Annotated in this window: 10 protein-coding genes; 3 read left to right on the plus strand and 7 right to left on the minus strand. The window is 59.0% G+C overall.

Annotated elements, in window-relative coordinates; all coding sequences use genetic code 11:
- The 3 genes from AC1DWM_RS17760 to AC1DWM_RS17770 all read right to left on the minus strand — a co-directional run.
- Nucleotides 1-1,488, minus strand: a 1,488-nt coding sequence (locus AC1DWM_RS17760; protein ID WP_477795779.1) for an alpha-xenorhabdolysin family binary toxin subunit A, incomplete at its 3' end; no start/stop codon positions are given.
- A 426-nt stretch (nucleotides 1,489-1,914) separates the two neighbouring features.
- Nucleotides 1,915-2,670, minus strand: coding sequence for a tetratricopeptide repeat protein (locus AC1DWM_RS17765; protein ID WP_477795780.1), 756 nt, complete (start codon nucleotides 2,668-2,670; stop codon nucleotides 1,915-1,917).
- The gene (locus AC1DWM_RS17770; protein ID WP_223516415.1) at nucleotides 2,667-3,347 is read right to left on the minus strand and encodes a Fe2+-dependent dioxygenase; all 681 of its coding nucleotides are present in this window, start codon (nucleotides 3,345-3,347) and stop codon (nucleotides 2,667-2,669) included. The genes AC1DWM_RS17765 and AC1DWM_RS17770 overlap by 4 nt, the downstream gene beginning before the upstream one ends.
- Before the next feature lie 208 nt (nucleotides 3,348-3,555).
- Between AC1DWM_RS17770 and AC1DWM_RS17775 the strand changes: the two genes are divergently transcribed.
- A complete protein-coding gene (locus tag AC1DWM_RS17775) occupies nucleotides 3,556-5,880 on the plus strand; it encodes a TonB-dependent receptor (RefSeq protein WP_223516413.1) in 2,325 nt (774 codons plus the stop codon).
- 233 nt (nucleotides 5,881-6,113) lie between these two features.
- A complete protein-coding gene (locus AC1DWM_RS17780; RefSeq protein WP_223516411.1) occupies nucleotides 6,114-8,642 on the plus strand; it encodes a PepSY domain-containing protein in 2,529 nt (842 codons plus the stop codon).
- Between the two features lie 28 nt (nucleotides 8,643-8,670).
- On the opposite strand, the gene AC1DWM_RS17785 is transcribed toward AC1DWM_RS17780, so the two are convergent.
- The 4 genes from AC1DWM_RS17785 to ptsP form a co-directional block, all read right to left on the minus strand.
- Entirely contained in the window at nucleotides 8,671-10,212 is a 1,542-nt protein-coding gene (locus tag AC1DWM_RS17785) for an alkaline phosphatase D family protein (RefSeq protein WP_477795781.1), read from the minus strand.
- Between the two features lie 151 nt (nucleotides 10,213-10,363).
- Nucleotides 10,364-12,103 carry a PTS fructose-like transporter subunit IIB gene (locus AC1DWM_RS17790; RefSeq protein WP_477795782.1) on the minus strand — a complete coding sequence of 580 codons (1,740 nt, stop codon included), beginning with the start codon at nucleotides 12,101-12,103 and terminating at the stop codon, nucleotides 10,364-10,366.
- 11 nt (nucleotides 12,104-12,114) lie between these two features.
- A complete protein-coding gene (gene pfkB / locus AC1DWM_RS17795) occupies nucleotides 12,115-13,056 on the minus strand; it encodes a 1-phosphofructokinase (RefSeq protein ID WP_223516405.1) in 942 nt (313 codons plus the stop codon).
- A complete protein-coding gene (gene ptsP, locus AC1DWM_RS17800) occupies nucleotides 13,056-15,917 on the minus strand; it encodes a phosphoenolpyruvate--protein phosphotransferase (RefSeq protein ID WP_223516403.1) in 2,862 nt (953 codons plus the stop codon). Before ptsP ends, pfkB begins: the two co-directional genes overlap by 1 nt.
- Before the next feature lie 290 nt (nucleotides 15,918-16,207).
- On the opposite strand from ptsP, the gene cra reads away from it, so the two are divergent.
- On the plus strand, nucleotides 16,208-17,203 hold the full coding sequence (gene cra, locus AC1DWM_RS17805; protein ID WP_223516401.1) for a catabolite repressor/activator: 996 nt from the start codon (nucleotides 16,208-16,210) through the stop codon (nucleotides 17,201-17,203).

Here is a 17,203-nt window from a genome sequence, read left to right on the forward strand (position 1 = left end):
GCTCTGGAGCGCACCGTCCTGCAGTGCCTCCCGGGAACTGTCAATATCACTCACCAACCGGACAAATCGATCTTTCAACGCAGGGAGATACTGTTGGCGAGTACAAATCGCCCTTGCGGTTGCCAAATCCGTGTTCATCGTAGCCTGTGCTTCTTTCATCAGCGAGAGATCCGGCTCAGGGTAAATATTTTCACTCATCCCGTTCATCATCACAGCATCCCCAAATGCGCCTTCACCAATATATTCTTCGTCCGCTTCTTTAAAGATATCGTTCAATGCGCGGGCGTCTTTTACAATATCCACCCATGGAGCTACAACATTCGAAAAATGCAAATTAAACATCCGGAACAGCATGGCATCCGTAACTTCATCGGCAGCCTCTTGCGAGTTTGAAACATACAAATGCAGAACACTCCAAGTGTATCTCAGGTTTTTGGTTGCAACATCTGCCTGCACGGCAGCAATGTCAAGATTTTGCAGTTCCAACTCTACCCTCTTCAAGCTTGCAAGTGTCTGATTCTTGTTTCTCAACACGTCAATTGCACTATTTTGYGCCTCACTCAACGCGTTTCGCTCTTTGCGTATAGCTTCGGCTTCAACACCATAATAAATAGCCATGCCCAGGCCGAATATATTAAGCGCTGCTGCGGAGCCGAGCGATTTTTCGACAAGTGCCTTATATTGGGTATTTTTTTCAGCGATCTGGACTGCACGCAGAGTGATCGCGGCATCAAGGTCCTTAACTTCCTGAGGGTAAGAATTGGTCGAAATCAATGTCAAGCGGTGTTTGATTTCTGGCAGGACTTCAAGCCGAAGCTCATTACCAAAGCTGTCCAGCTCTACTTTTATAAGTTCTACGTTATCGAGATTGGAAGTGATATTTTTCTTGATTTCACCCAATACATATTTGAAATCGATGATCGTATCTTCACCCAACGAAAGGTCTGGAAACTTGTCGCCCAGACTCAGCTTCAGTCTTTCGAGATCTGCAAGCGTTTTGACGTTATGTTCTTTCAGCAGACCCGACGCAAACAGTTCTGACTCCAGCCTGTCCATCGCCACACCATAGTTAGCCATCCGGCTACCAAACAACCTCAGATGCTCGCTCGTCAACATGATCTTCGAGCGAATGTCTGACCATTTCTTGGCATGCTCTCGAGTAGTGGAAAATGTTCTTAAAAAATCTTCCGCCCGCAAACCTTGGCCACCGTCTTCGCCAGCCCCGAAGCGTAAATAATCGATAACAGCCTGAAGGGTGTAAGGCAGTTTCAAGCCCAGCGCCTCATACTTTCTTAAACTTACAATCTCCTCCTTGGTCAACAACAGCCCGGACTCTCTAGTTGCGACCTCCATCAAACCATTCGATTCACCCAGCGGTTTACCAATCGAAGCATTCACAATGGTGAAAGGTACCCTGACCGCAAGTTCGGCGACCTGCGCAGCACTCGCATCCCTTAGAGCTTCATCCCACAACAAATTATCAGTCATAATTATTCCATTAATTACAATATTAAAGTTTTAGTTATTGCATCGCGCAACATATCCATCACGTGAACATACCAACGAACCAAACTATCCAAAATAATGAAAATACAGTCAACCTCTATTCAATTCACAACCACAACTAAACATTACCAACACCTAGTCACACCAAATATGAATCCAATAAAGAGCTGACGCGAGTGTTTAATTTTCATCCACCCACACTTATTTAAACACATGTTGTATGCACAGGAAGGCGCTAACGGATATTCGCTCGACACGCCATCAACTCTGGGCAAGCAAAAAGAGAGAAACCAATTTTCACCAGAATGGGATTCCAATGAGTTTGGCGAAAGCAGTAAGTTCTTGCGTCAGTCGCCCATTAAATGACGAACTCAGAAAGTAGCTGGCGTGTTTGAGACGACAAGACCGTCAAGTCAAAGTCAACTGCTCGGCTCGTTGGCGATAAGCGTCGGACAGCGCTCGAATAGTCGGATGTGAAGCGTTGACCAATGCTCTACCGGCGACCTGCAAAAAGTTAAGATTCCCACCCTCCAGCGCCTTGGTCAGCCAACCGAGCGCCTCATCGATCCGCCCTTGTGCTGCCAGCACAGCGCCGTAGCTGAATTGCCCACGGAAGTCCTCGCCTTCAGCCGAGCGTCGATACCAATCGATTGCAGCGACAGGGTCTGCTTTACAAAGCCGCCCCTCTTCGAGATACCGCCCCAGCAGATTCATCGATTTCGCGTGGCCTAGTTCGGCGGCCTGTCGATATAGACCCAGCGCGTGTAGCTCATTCACCCCCACTCCACGCCCGGTCGCCAATAGGTTGGCGTAGTTGTACATCGCCCAATCGAGCCCCCTCTGCGCCGCGATTCGGTAATGCCGTGCGGCAACCGAAGCATCCGCCACACAACCCCACCCATGCTCATGACAACGCCCGAGCATGTTGCGAGCCATCAGGTGCCCGCCATGCGCGGCGATCACGAACCAGCGCAACGCCAACGTCTGATCCTGTGCGATGCCGTTCCCATCCAGCAGAATCTGCCCCAGCAAGGCCTGAGCATCGAGTACGCCTTCGCGAGCAGCCATCAAAATCGCCTGGGCTGCGCGCGCCGGGCTTTCCTCCAGCATGGCCTTGAGCGAATCACCGTCGAGGACTTCCTCGCGGCGCAGTTGATAACTCATACCTCGACCCAGCGGCGAAGCAAGTTGTGATAGGTGCCGGTGAGGCGAATCAACGAAGGATGATCCGGCATGTCCTGCGTCAACTGCTGGATCGCCCCGTCCATCTCGAACAGCAGCGCGCGCTGACTGTCTTCGCGCACCAGACTTTGTGTCCAGAAGAACGAGGCGTAACGCGTGCCGCGTGTGACGGCGTTGACCTTGTGCAGGCTGGTGCCGGGATACAAAACCATGTCCCCCGCCGGCAGCTTCACGCGTTGCGTGCCGAAGGTGTCCTGGATTTCCAGTTCACCGCCGTCGTAGTCCGCAGGCTCGCTGAAGAACAGCGTCGCCGAAAGATCGGTGCGCACCCGCTCGATGCTGCCCTTGGGCTGGCGTACGGCGTTATCGATATGAAAATCGAAACTGCCGCCGGCGGTGTAGCAATTCAGCAATGGAGGAAAAACCTTGTGCGGTAACGCGGCGGACATGAACAGCGGATTTTTCCACAACCGATCGAGCATCGCCGCTCCCACTTCCTTGGCCAGTGGATGACCTTCAGGCAGCTGTAGATTGTGCTTGGCCTTGGCCGACTGATAGCCGGCGGTGATCTTGCCGTCCGCCCAATCGGCCTGCTCCAGAGCCTCCCGAATGCGCTGCACTTCTTCTTTCGCGAACAAGCCGGGAATGTGCAGCAGCATGGCAAAGACACCTGAAATCAAAGGGGCGCTAATGGTATTGATTCTTATTGCTTCTGTAAAACCCTCACGACGGACGAACCACCAAAAACCGTAAGGTTAAATTGTAAAGAATGTAAATTCTTCGCAAATAATAACGTTTCGCAATTGATACAAATACGCGTCTACCCTATATTCCGCGGCCTCAAATCCTTGGGGAGGGGAATTCAAAATGTCGCGTCAACAACCACACGTACCGGTCAGTTCACCACGTTTGCTCGCATCGGCCATTGGCATGGCAATTACTGCCGGTTCTGCGGGCCACATGGTTTTCGCGGCGGAAAAAGCCGACGAAAAAGCACCGAGTAATGTGCTGTCGCTGGGCGCTACCGCCATCACTGGCGAGGCTCAGGACGAGACATCCTACTTCGTCGAAAAAGCCTCCTCATCCAAGTACACAGCGCCGCTGGTCGATACTCCGCGTTCGATCACCGTCATCCCGCAACAAGTCATCAAGGACACCGGCGCCCTCAATATGCAGGACGCGCTGCGCACCGTTCCGGGCATCACCTTCGGTGCCGGTGAAGGTGGCAACCCACAAGGCGACCGACCGTTCATTCGTGGTTTCGACGCGCAGGGCGATACTTATCTGGACGGTGTGCGCGACACCGGTTCGCAGAGCCGCGAGATCTTCGCCGTCGAATCGATTGAAGTCAGTAAAGGCCCGAACTCGGCCATGGGTGGCCGTGGCGCTGCTGGCGGCACCATCAACCTGGTGAGCAAAAAGGCCCACTTGGGTGACTCGTTTGATGGTGGTTTTACCTGGGGTTCGGACCAGACCCAACGTTACACCGTGGACGGCAACTATCAGTTAAATGACACCACCGCTGGCCGTCTGAACCTGTTGAGCCACGAAAGCAACGTCGCTGGCCGTGACAGCGTCGACTACGACCGCTGGGGCGTTGCGCCATCGCTGGCTTTCGGCCTGGGCACCGACACCCGCGTCAACCTCGATTACTACCATCTGGAAAATAACGACACACCGGATTCGGGCATTCCCTACTCCATTCCGGCTGCAGGTTCGGCTGCCCGGACCAAATCCAACCCGGACAAACCGGACGACGGCGGCGACAGCACAAACTTCTACGGCCTCAATGACCGAGACTTCCGCAAGGGCCGCACCGACACCGCGACCTTCGCCATCGAGCACGATCTGAATGACGCGATGACCGTCAAGAACACCTTGCGCCACGGTTCCAGCATGCAGGATTACATCCTGACCCAGCCGGACGACAGCAAGGGCAACGTCAACAATGGCACCGTCTGGCGTCGGGCCAACACCCGGGTCAGCAACACCGAGACCACGACTAACCAGACCGATCTGTTTGGTGACATCTACATCGCCGGGTTCAAGAACAGCTACTCCACCGGTATCGAGTACACCCACGAGGAGAGCCAGAAATCCTCGTACAACGTCAACACCGACACTACGCCACTGACGACAACCCCTCCTCCAAGCTTCAACTGCAACCCTGCGATTATCGGTGCACCAAGCGGTTACAACTGCACCTCGCTGTCCAACCCGAACCCGAACGATCCATGGAACGGTGCGATCTCGCGTAACTATGCCGGCACCGACACCAAGGCCGATACGTACGCGTTGTATGTGTTCGACACCCTGGAGTTGTCCCAGCAGTGGTTGTTGAACATGGGTCTGCGTTACGACCATTTCGACACCGACTACAAAACCTTCAACGGTTCCAGCGTGACCACGTCCAAGGGCGATGACACCAGCGAATTCGTCACCGGTCAGTTCGGCGTTGTGTACAAACCGGCGGAAAACGGCAGCATCTATGCGTCCTACGCGACGTCTGCCACGCCACCGGGCAACACCCTGGGTGATGGTGCGGAAGGCAACCCGTTGGGTGGCACACCGGATCGCAACGGCAACCTGCTGAAAAGCGACATGGAACCGGAAACCACCAAGAACTACGAAATCGGTACCAAGTGGGACCTGATGAATGATCAGCTGTCGCTGACCGCCGATATCTTCCGCACCGAAAAAGATAACGCCCGCGTTCAAGTCAACACAACGACGTTTGAAAACGTCGGCAAAACCCGCGTTCAAGGTGTCGAGCTGTCGGCCACCGGCAGGATCACCGACAAATGGCAAGTGTTCGCCGGCTACGCCTACATGGACAGCGAGCAAATCGACGGCGGCCCGCTGGGTGCAGTCAATGATGGTAACGAACTGCCTAACACGCCGAAAAACAGCGCCAGCGTGTGGACGACCTATCAGGTCATGCCGAGGCTGACTGTCGGTGGCGGTGCGTTCTATGTCGACGATGTATTCGGCAACGTGGCCAACACCACCATGGTTGAATCTTACGTTCGTTACGACGCGATGGCGGCCTACAAGCTGAGCAAAAACGTCGACCTGCAACTGAACGTGCAGAACCTGACCAACGAAACGTATTACGACAAAGCCTTCTCGACCCACTTCGCCAACCAGGCGGCGGGCCGTACGGCATTGCTGAGCACTAACTTCCACTTCTGATCTAAGTGGGAGCGAGCCTGCTCGCGAATACGGTGTCTGTCGCACTTAATCGGTTGCGGCTGACATAGCCTTCGCGAGCAGGCTCGCTCCCACATGGAGAGTGGCTGGCAATAACGCCAGGCCCCGTTCATCTACATGAGCGGGGCTTTTGTGCGTAAAAAAGAATGTTTCTCGACAACCCACGGCATAATGCGCGCCGTGATGACACTTTTTGAACGAACAAGGCGAGCGACGTGTTGAAGAAAACCCTGTTCCAGTTGCACTGGTTTTTCGGCATCAGCGCCGGGCTGGTCCTGGCCCTGATGGGCATCACCGGGGCAACGGTATCGTTTCAGGATGAAATCCTGAGTGTGCTGAACCCTTCCGTGTTGCAGGTCGAGAAGCAGGTTGCTGGCGTCCTGCCGCCCGTCGAACTGGTCGAGCACATCGAAGCCGCGTCCGGCAAAAAAGTCTCGATGCTCTTCGTCGAGACCGACAGTGGCAATGCGGCCAAGGTGTTTTTCACGCCTCCACCGGGCCAACGCCGTGGCGAGATGCGCTACTTCGATCCTTACACCGCCGAGTTCATGGGCGACGCCACCGGCCAGGATTTCTTCGGCTTCGTGCTGCAACTGCACCGTTTTCTCGCCATGGGCGACACCGGTCGCAACATCACCGGCGCGTGCACGCTGATTCTGGTGTTCTTTTGCTTGTCCGGTCTGTACCTGCGCTGGCCGCGCCAGTGGAAAAGCTGGCGTGCCTGGCTGACTCTGGACTGGAAGAAAAAGGGTCGTAGCTTCAACTGGGATTTGCACTCGGTGGCCGGCACCTGGTGCCTGGTGTTTTACCTCTTTGCGGCGCTGACCGGGTTGTCCTGGTCGTATGAGTGGTACAACAAAGGCCTGACCCGTTTGCTGTCCGACGCACCGCAAAACGAGCGCGCGCGCGGTGGTCGCGGTCCTGCGCCGAGCGGTCCGGCACCAACCGCCGACTACGCGGCGATCTGGAGCAGCGTCTACAGCGCCGCGGGCCCGGCACTCAGTGCTTACAACGTCCGTATGCCGCCAGTGGCCGGTCAGCCGGCGACCGTGTTCTACCTGCTGAAAACATCCCCCCACGACCGTGCCATGAACCAGATCACCCTCGATCCGGTGACCGGTATCGTCAAGCAGCACGATCGCTACAGTGACAAGAGCCTGAAGGCGCAATGGCTGACCAGCATTTATGCACTGCACGTCGGTAGCTACTTCGGCATTGTCGGGCGGATCATCCTGACGATTACCGCGCTGACCATGCCGTTGTTTTTCGTCACGGGCTGGTTGCTGTACCTGGATCGTCGGCGCAAGAAAAAGCAGATCAAGGACGCACGCAAAGGCCTCGATCAACCGGGCAGCGATGCACCGGCGTGGCTGATCGGCTTCGCCAGCCAAAGCGGTTTCGCCGAACAACTGGCGTGGCAGACAGCGGGACAATTGCAGGCCGCCGGACTGCCGGTGAACGTGCAGCCGCTGGCGAGTGTCAGCGAACAGGATTTGCTTGATTCCAGTAATGCGTTATTCGTGGTCAGCACCTTCGGTGATGGCGAAGCGCCGGACAGTGCCCGCGGGTTCGAACGCAAGGTGCTGGGTCGGGCGTCGAGCCTGCAAAGCCTGAACTATGCGGTACTGGGCCTCGGTGATCGCCAGTATCAACACTTCTGCGGCTTCGCCCGACGCTTGCACGTCTGGTTGGGTGAGCATGGCGGCAAGACTTTGTTCGCGCCGGTGGAAGTCGACAGCGGCGACCCGTACGCCTTGCGTCACTGGCAGCAACAACTGGGCCTGTTGACCGGGCAAACACCGGTCGACACCTGGCAAGCACCGAGTTACGACAACTGGACACTGACCCGCCGCGACTTGATGAACCCGGACAGCAGCGGTTCGCCCGTGTACTTGCTGGGGCTCACCGCCCCGTCCACCAGCAGTTGGCTGGCCGGTGATCTGGTGGAAGTGTTGCCGCGTAATTGCCCGTGGGCCATCGAGCACTTCCTCGATGGTCTGGGCATCGACGGTCGTGCTTCGGTGGCGTTTGATGGCTTGTCACAACCTCTGGAGCAAGCGCTCGCCACGCGCCAGCTACCGGAAAACAGAGCCCACCTGGTCGGCCTGCATGCTCAGGCATTACTCAATGCATTGGTGCCATTGGCCATGCGCGAATACTCCATCGCCTCGATTGCGGCTGACGGCATTCTGGAACTGATCGTGCGTCAGGAAATGCACGCCGACGGCAGCCTGGGCATCGGCTCCGGCTGGCTGACCGAACACGCACCCGTGGGAGGTACCATCAGCCTGCGAGTGCGGCGCAACAGTGGGTTCCATCTGCCGGCCGAGCCGGTGCCGATGATCCTGCTGGGCAACGGCACCGGCCTGGCCGGGCTGCGCAGTTTGCTCAAGGCGCGGATTGCCGATGGTCAACAACGGCATTGGCTGTTGTTTGGCGAACGTAATCGGGAACACGATTACCTGTGCCGCGATGAGCTGGAGGAGTGGTTGATTTCGGGCGATCTGGAGCGACTCGACCTGGCGTTTTCACGGGATCAGGCCGAGAAAATTTATGTGCAGGATCGACTGCGTGAGTCAGCAGATGAGCTGAAGAAATGGCTGGCTGATGGCGCCGTCATCTACATCTGCGGCAGCTTGCAAGGAATGGCATCGGGCGTCGATCACGTACTCAACGAACTGCTCGGGATTGCTGAGGTAGATCGCCTGATCGAACAGGGCCGCTACCGCCGCGACGTTTACTGACACCCCACAGGGGGTGGTGCCACTTCAATTAAACTGGCTGCAGCCTCTGTTCAAACACACTAACCCCATCCAGATCCCGCAACACCACCCTCATCTCCCCTGTCTGCCCGTCAATATTCACCTCGCCAAAAAACTGAAACCCGGCAAACGGCGAGGCGTTCTGCGTAGGCGATGCCTTTTCGAATACCACCTCAGGCCCGAACGTCTTATCCAGCGAGTCCGGCCCAAAACTCCCTGCGTTCAGGGGCCCGGCGACAAACTCCCAAAACGGCTCAAAGTCCTGGAATGCGGCACGATCCGGGTGGTAGTGATGCGCCGCGCAGTAGTGCACATCCGCCGTCAAAAATACGAAATTTCGCACTTGCTGCGCCCGCAAGAATCCCAACAGTTCAGCGATTTCCAGTTCACGTCCCTGGGCCGGTCCCGGATCACCATTGGCCACCGCTTCCCACCGCGTCACGCCGGGGCTGACCTCTCCGTCGGGTGAGCCAAGGCCAATCGGCATGTCGGCGGCGATGACTTTCCACTGGGCTTGCGAGCCTTTCAATGCCTGCTTGAGCCAGTCCAGTTGCTCACGCCCGAGAAAGGGTTTGGCAGCGCCGAGGTTGTCATCGTTAGCGCCGCGATAACTGCGCATGTCGAGCACAAACACATCGAGCAGCGGCCCATAGCCGAGCTTGCGATAAATCCGCCCGCCGTTGTCGGCGCTCTGCAAGCGCATCGGTGCATATTCGAGCCAGGCCTGACGCGCGCGGCCCACCAGGCTGTGGATATCTTTCTCCTGGTAGCGTGCATCGAGTTGCTTGCCCGGTGACCAGTTGTTCACCACTTCGTGGTCGTCCCATTGCCAGATCTGCGGGACCTCGGCGTTGAAGCGGCGGATGTTTTCATCCATCAGGTTGTAGCGATAATTGCCGCGAAACTCATCCAGGGTTTCGGCGACCTTGCTCTTGGCTTCGCTGGTGATGTTGCGCCACACCCGGCCACTTTCGGTGGTCAGTTGCGCGGGTATCGGGCCGTCGGCGTAGATGGTGTCGCCGTTGTGGATAAAGAAATCCGGCAGGCGCAATCGCATGGCTTCGTAGATGCGCATGCCGCCGATGTCCGGGTTGATGCCGAAGCCCTGGCCGGCGGTGTCGCCGCTCCAGACAAAACGAATGTCACGGCGAGTTTGCGGCACGCTGCGCAAATGGCCGAACCAGGGTTCGCTGGCGACACCGCTTTGCGCGTCCTCGAAGGACACGCGATAGAAAATCGCCTGATCGGCGGGCAGCCCGGTGAGCTCCACGCGCGCGGTAAAATCGGTGCGGGCATCGGCCACCGACGAGACAAATCGGCGCGGGTTGCTGAACAGGCTGCGGGTATCCCATTCCACGACCATCCGCGCCGGGCGGTCGCTGCGGCTCCAGATCATCGCCCGGTCACCCAGCACGTCGCCGGACTGCACACCGTCGGTGAGTTTCGGACGATCCTTGACCGAGGCGATCACGGCCGGCGCAAGCCCCGGCAACAGCAGCCCGGCGCCCACCGCCTGCATGATACGACGGCGACTGAGGTCGAATTCGCTCATGGTGTTCTCCCTGAAACGGAAAAACATAAATGACTGTGACCCACCCCCTGTAGGAGCCGAGCTTGCTCGCGATGACGGTGTAACAGTCAACATTTTCGTTGAATTTTAAACCGTCATCGCGAGCAAGCTCGGCTCCTACAGAGGATTGGTGTCAGGCGTTGGCGGGCTCTAGCGCCAGCTCCACTGCCTCAGGCCGTTTGAGCAGCGCATACGCCACTGCCGTCAGCAAACTCCCGGCGACAATCGCCAGCAAGTACAACAGCGCATGGTTGATCGCATTCGGGATCGCGAGCACAAACAAACCGCCATGCGGCGCCATCAGTTTGCAGCCGAAATACATCGACAATGCCCCGGCCAGCGCGCCACCGGCAATGCTCGCCGGGATCACCCGCAACGGGTCTTTCGCAGCAAACGGAATCGCCCCTTCAGAGATGAAGCACAACCCCAGCACCAGCGCCGCCTTACCGGCTTCACGCTCAGTTTGGGCAAACTTGCGTCGTGCGATGAACGTGGCGATGCCCAGGCCAATCGGCGGCACCATGCCGGCAGCCATGGTCGCGGCCATCGGTGCATAACTTTGCGACGCCAGCAACCCCACCGAGAACGCGTAAGCCGCTTTGTTGATCGGCCCGCCAAGGTCGACGCACATCATGCCGCCCAGCAGCACACCGAGCAGAATCGCGTTGGTGGTGCCCATGCTATCGAGGAAGTGCGTCAGCCCTTCGAGCATCCCGGCCACCGGTTTGCCAACCACGTAAATCATCACCAGACCGGTGAACAGGCTCGCCAGCAACGGGATGATCAGAATCGGCTTCAGCGCCTCAAGACTCTGCGGCAAACGCGCGTAGCGGTTGATCGCCTGAGCGGCATAACCGGCGATGAAACCGGCAATGATCCCGCCGATAAAACCGGCCCCCAGGGTGCTCGCCAACATACCGCCGATCATCCCGGGCGCCAGGCCAGGCCGGTCGGCAATCGAGTAGGCGATGTAGCCCGCCAGCAGCGGCACCATCAATTTGAATGCAGTCTCACCGCCAATCTGCATCAGCGCTGCCGCGAGCGTGCCCTGCTCCTTGAACGCGGTGATGCCGAACACAAAGGACAAGGCAATCATCAACCCGCCCGCCACCACCATCGGCAGCATGAACGACACGCCGGTCAGCAGGTGTTTGTAGACGCCCGTCTTCTCTTGCTTGGCCGGGCCTTTGGAGCCGATGGCCGCAGTTTCCTGCCGACCTTCGACCAGCGCTTTGTTCAGCGTCGCTTCGGCGTGTTTCAGCGCAATGCCGGTGCCGCAGCGGTAAATCTTCTTGCCGGCGAAACGCTCGGTGGCGACTTCGATATCACAAGCCAACAGCACCACATCGGCATCGTCAATCACCGCCGCGCTCAACGGATTGCGCGCGCCGACCGAGCCCTGGGTTTCTACTTGCAAGTCATAACCAAGACGCTTGGCCGCTTGTTGCAAGGCTTCAGCGGCCATGAACGTGTGTGCGACGCCGGTCGGGCATGCGGTGACCGCGACCAGTCGTGGCGCGTTTTTCGTGGGGGCGACGGGCTCGGCGACCACTTCGGGGGCAGCGTACATCTGAGCTTCTTCAGCGCCGCGCCGCAGCACCGCTTCAACATCTTGCAGGGCTTGCGCCGGGGTGCTCTGGTAAACGCGCTTGCCGACAAATCGAGTCATGTCCACCGGCGCGCTGGTCACCAGCAACACCCACTCGGCGCCCTCGATTGTGGTCGCCGACAGTTGCCGCTCCGGATGCGCCGCATCCACCACTTCGACACAGGTCATCCAGCCCTGACGCTGAGCCGCCGCATCGAGCAAGCGTGCGCACAGCACACTGGTAACCATGCCGTTCGGGCAGGCCGTAACAATGGCTAACTTCATCACAAACCCTCTTATTGTTCTGTCAGGACGCGCACGCGCACACCCTGTTCGAGCTGCGCCAATTGCGCGGCATCACCGATGCCAAAACCGATCTGGGTGACCGCCATCGCGGCAATCGCCGTGGCGGTGCGCAGGGTCTGTTCTGGCGTATCGGCGCTGAGCAATCCATGCAGCATGCCGGCCAATAACGAATCGCCCGCGCCCACCGTGCTGGCGACGCTGACCTTGGGCGGCGTGGCATGCAGCGCCGAACCGACACTGAACCAGTTCACGCCATCAGCCCCGTGCGAAATCACCACGTGCTCGATGCCTTGAGCGTGCAAACGGCTCGCAGCTTCGGCCTGTGCCGCAACCGAAACGACCTCGCAGTCCAGCACATCGGCCAGCTCTTCGGTGTTCGGTTTAATCAGCCACGGTCCGGCCTTGAGCGCCACACGCAACGCTTCACCGCTGGTGTCGAGGGCGACGTTCAACCCGAGTTTTTTCAGACGCACAATCAACGCCTGTAACCAATGCGCACTGACGCCTAGCGGCAAACTTCCGGCGACGACGACCACATCATGACCTGGCGCAATCTGCACGAGCCGGTCAAACAACGCCTGCTGCGCGGCTTCACTGACCCTCGGCCCCGGACCGTTGAGGTCGGTGATGCGCCCGTCGCTTTCCGCCAGTTTGATATTGCTGCGAGTCTCGCCGGGAACACGGATGAACGCGTCGACAAAACCGCGTTTGGCAAACAGGGTTTCGAACGCTTGGAGGTTGTCCTCCCCGAGGAATCCGCTGACGGTCACCTGATGACCAAGGTCCGCCAGCACTTGCGCCACGTTCACGCCTTTACCGGCAGCGTGAGTGTGCATGGCATCGCTGCGGTTGACCTGACCGGGCACCAGGCGTGGCAACTGGACGGTGAGATCCAGCGCCGGGTTGAGGGTCAGGGTTAAAATCCGGGCCATTACAGAGCCTCCACTAATGCGCGCACTTCATTGGCGCTGCCCACGGCCAGGGCCTGTCGGGCGAGAATTTGGGTCTGGGCGAGGCTGAGTTCGCGAATGCGCGCCTTGACCTCGGCGATGCTGCGGCCCGACACGCTGAGTTCGTCCACCCCCAGTCCGACCAACACCGGCACCGCCAGCGGATCGGCCGCCAACTCGCCGCAGACACCGACCCATTTGCCATGGGCATGCGCCGCGCGCACGGTGATGTCGATCAGTTGCAGCACCGCCGGGTGCAAGCCGTCGGCCTGGGCGGACAAGGTCGGATGACCGCGGTCGATGGCCAGGGTGTATTGCGTCAGGTCGTTGGTGCCGACGCTGAAGAAGTCGACCTCTTTGGCCAGCACCGGCGCCAGCAAGGCGGCCGATGGCACTTCGATCATGATCCCCAGTTGCAGGTCGGCGACCGGGATTTCCAGACGCAAACGTTCGGTCATGTCCCGCGCCTGTCGCCATTCATCGACGCTGCCCACCATCGGAAACATGATCCGCAGCGGACGGTTGTCGGCGGCCCGCAGCAAGGCGCGCAATTGCGCTTCCATGATTTTCGGGCGTTGCAGTGTCAGGCGAATGCCACGCACGCCGAGGAACGGATTTTCTTCCTTGGCGATGGGCCAATACGGCAGCGGTTTGTCGCCACCGACGTCGAGGGTTCGCACTACCAGCGGCCGACCGGCCAAGCCGTCGAGGACGCGGCGGTATTCGACTTCCTGAGTGGCCTCGTCCGGCGCCTGCGAGTGGGCCATGAAAATCAGTTCGGTGCGCAATAAGCCAATGCCTTCGGCGCCCTGCTCCACCGCGCTGGTGACGCCCGCGCTTTCGCCAATGTTGGCAAACACTTCGACCGCGTGACCGTCGGTGGTCAGCGCCGGTTGATGACGTAGCTCTGCCGCCACTTTCAGGCGCTGTTCGCGGGTGTCTCGCTCTTCGGTGGCGCGCTGCAAGGTCAGCGCATCGGCGTCCACATGCAAGCGGCCGCGTTGACCATCAATCAGCAACGGCGTACCCGGCGCCAGCAGCAACACGGCCTCCCCTGCACCGACCAGCGCCGGAATACCCAGCGCTCGGGCGACAATGGCGCTGTGGGCCGTTGCGCCGCCGCGAGCCGTGAGAATGCCGGCGACGCGAGCCGGATCGAGACGCGCCACATCGGACGGCCCCACTTCGTCCATCACCAGAATGTAAGGCTGGTCCGGCTCGCTCGGTGTTTCGACGCCGCTCAATTGCGCCAGCACGCGCCGGCCGATGTCGCGCAAATCAGCCGCACGCTCGGCGAGCAACGCATCCTGCAACGATTCCTGTTGTTTGGCCGCCGCTTCGATCACCGCCATCCACGCCGCCTCGGCGCTTTCGCCTTGCTTGAGGCGGGTGTCGACTTCATCGGTCAGTTCCGGGTCGTCGAGCATTTCCTGGTGAGTGATGAAAATCTCGCGGATGGCTTTGGACTTGCTGCGTTCGATCAAGCCGTCGATGTCGCGACGCACCTGCGCCAATGCGTGTTTGAGACGCTCGCGCTCTATGCCGGCAGACTCACCGCGCAGTGGATAATCGATGATTGGCAGCACCTGAATATGCGCCGGACCGATGGCAATGCCCGGGGCCGCGGCGATGGCTTGAACCACACTGCCGGACGCCGGGGCGAGCAGCACTTCGGCCTCATCGGCGACTTCTTCGCGCTGTTGGCTCACCGCCGGCAATGGCTCGACCTCTTCACCGAGGCCTTCTTCGATGGCAGCCAACAGGGCCGGCAAGGCATCGGCAGCAATGCTCGGTTCGGCAACGAATTCGAGCACCTGGCCCCGATGGGCGCCGAGGCTGAGCAGTTTACTCAAGCTTTTTACCGACACCGCGCTGTCCTGGCCGTCGACGATGCGTACGCGAATTTCACCTTCAAAACTTTTCGCCAGTTGCGCAAGGATCTTCGCCGGGCGCGCATGCAAACCATGGGCGTTGGCCAGGGCGATGCGCGCGCTCGGCCAATCCGCCGGCAGTTCGCCGCCGAGGACTTCGAGCACTTTGCGGCTGCTGGTGGCGCGTCCCAGTTCGTGGCCGCGACCTTCAATCAGTAACGCACACAGACGTTCGAGCAAGGCCTGATGCGCTTCACCGAGGCTGGCCAGGCAGAACAGGCCGCTGAGCGGCTGGCCGAGGTAGCGTATCGGTTTGTCTGGGGTGACGAAGGCCAGGCCAGGGCGCTTGACCGTTTGCTCGCTGTGCAACCACCACAAGCCGTCGCCCAGCGGCAACGCTTCGACCTGTTGCAACACGGCGGAGAAACCATTGCTCACGCAATCGGCCTGGCGCAGCAAACGTGCACCGCGCCAGACCAGTTCTTCGAAGTCATCGGCGGACACACCCAGGCCAATCATCTGTGCATCCAGCGCCAACTCCTGCGGCGCGCCTTGCAGCAGTTTCAACAAGGCCTCGGCGGAACTCGCACGGCGCAAGGCCTGGCCCAGATCGGTTTCGCCGAGGGCGCGGGTCAACAGTTGCAACAAACGCAAATGCTCATCGGACTTGGCCGCGATACCGATCGCCAGGTAAACGATCTGGCCGTCCCCCCAATCCACGCCCTCGGGGAACTGCATCAGCCGCACGCCGGTGGTAAACACCAGGTCGCGGGTTTGCGGTGTACCGTGGGGGATGGCAATACCTTGTCCGAGAAAGGTCGAGCCCTGAGCTTCACGCGCCTGCAAACCGGCCAGATACCCCTCGGCAACCAGGCCATCGTCGACCAGATGCTCGGCCAATAGCTGTAACGCAGCGGACTTATCCACAGCCGACTGGCCCATGGAAATCTGCTCTATGGTGAGCTCGAGCATGCTTTCTCCTTTTTGGCGTCTGATGACGCCAGGTATTGTTTTGAATGGATCAGCTTAGGCGCTTAATCTTCACTTTTGGCGGTTTCACGGCAGAACCGGCCATAGGTGCTTACAGTCCCGAAAATACGCCTGCTGAAACGTTTAATCTAGAATACTTGGCACGTTACTCGATAATGTCTCATCCTTGAAGCCCAACTTGTCGGATGTGCTTGGACATTAGTCGTCTGCCTGATTCGGGTAGGATTGGCGAAAATGTCGGGGCAAGCTCGAAAAAACAAGGAAATCCCGAGTTGAAACTCAGTGATATCGCACAGTTGGCCGGTGTGTCCGTAACCACCGCCAGTTATGTCATTAATGGCAAGGCCGAACAGCAACGCATCAGCAGTGCCACTGTCGAGCGCGTGCGCGCGGTCGTCGAACAACACGGCTTTACACCCAATCCTCAAGCGGCCGGGTTGCGCAGTCGGCACACGCGCACCTTGGGCTTTATTCTGCCGGACCTGGAAAACCCCAGTTACGCGCGAATCGCCAAACTGCTGGAACAAGGTGCCCGGGCGCGCGGCTATCAATTGCTGATCGCCAGTTCCGACGATGCGCCGGACAGTGAACGGCAATTGCTGCAACTGTTCCGTGCCCGGCGCTGCGATGCGCTGATCGTCGCCAGTTGCCTGCCGACGGGTGATGACAGCTATCGCCAGTTGCAGGCCAAAGGTATTCCGATCATCGCCATCGACCGGGTCATGGAACCCGAGCATTTCTGCTCGGTGATCAGTGATGACCGCGAGGCCAGCCTGCACTTGACCCGCAGTCTACTGGACCCGTTGCCCAAGCAGATCGCCTTGATTGGCGCGCGCCCCGAGTTGAGCATTAGCCAGGAACGCGCAGCCGGCTTCAAACAAGCGCTGGACGGGTTCCAGGGCGAGGTGTTGATCGAGCACGGCGAGTCGTTCAGCCGCGAGTGCGGCAAGCAGTTGATGGAAGAAATGCTCCAGCGTCTGGGACATCTGCCGAATGCTCTGGTGACCACCTCCTACGTGCTGCTTCAGGGTGTGTTCGATGCCTTGCACGACTATCCGCTAAAAACCCGTCCGTTGCGCCTGGGTACGTTCGGCGACACGCAGCTGCTGGACTTCCTGCCGCTGCCGGTCAACGCCATGGCTCAGCAGCATCAGTTGATCGCCGATAAAGCCCTTGAACTCGCACTGGCCGCCATCGAGCAGTCCGATTACCAACCCGGCGTGCAGGCCATCGCGCGGACTTTCAAGCAGCGTATTCACCGGGACTGA

It is taken from the genome of Pseudomonas sp. P4_C8, from assembly GCF_056401975.1.

What these genes read in the sequence shown, in the direction of transcription:
- AC1DWM_RS17770 (WP_223516415.1), bottom strand. Translation starts at nt 3,347, where the DNA reads ATGCTGCTGCACATTCCCGGCTTGTTCGCGAAAGAAGAAGTGCAGCGC.
- AC1DWM_RS17765 (WP_477795780.1), bottom strand. Translation starts at nt 2,670, where the DNA reads ATGAGTTATCAACTGCGCCGCGAGGAAGTCCTCGACGGTGATTCGCTC.
- AC1DWM_RS17775 (WP_223516413.1), top strand. Translation starts at nt 3,556, where the DNA reads ATGTCGCGTCAACAACCACACGTACCGGTCAGTTCACCACGTTTGCTC.
- AC1DWM_RS17790 (WP_477795782.1), bottom strand. Translation starts at nt 12,103, where the DNA reads ATGAAGTTAGCCATTGTTACGGCCTGCCCGAACGGCATGGTTACCAGT.
- pfkB (WP_223516405.1), bottom strand. Translation starts at nt 13,056, where the DNA reads ATGGCCCGGATTTTAACCCTGACCCTCAACCCGGCGCTGGATCTCACC.
- AC1DWM_RS17785 (WP_477795781.1), bottom strand. Translation starts at nt 10,212, where the DNA reads ATGAGCGAATTCGACCTCAGTCGCCGTCGTATCATGCAGGCGGTGGGC.
- ptsP (WP_223516403.1), bottom strand. Translation starts at nt 15,917, where the DNA reads ATGCTCGAGCTCACCATAGAGCAGATTTCCATGGGCCAGTCGGCTGTG.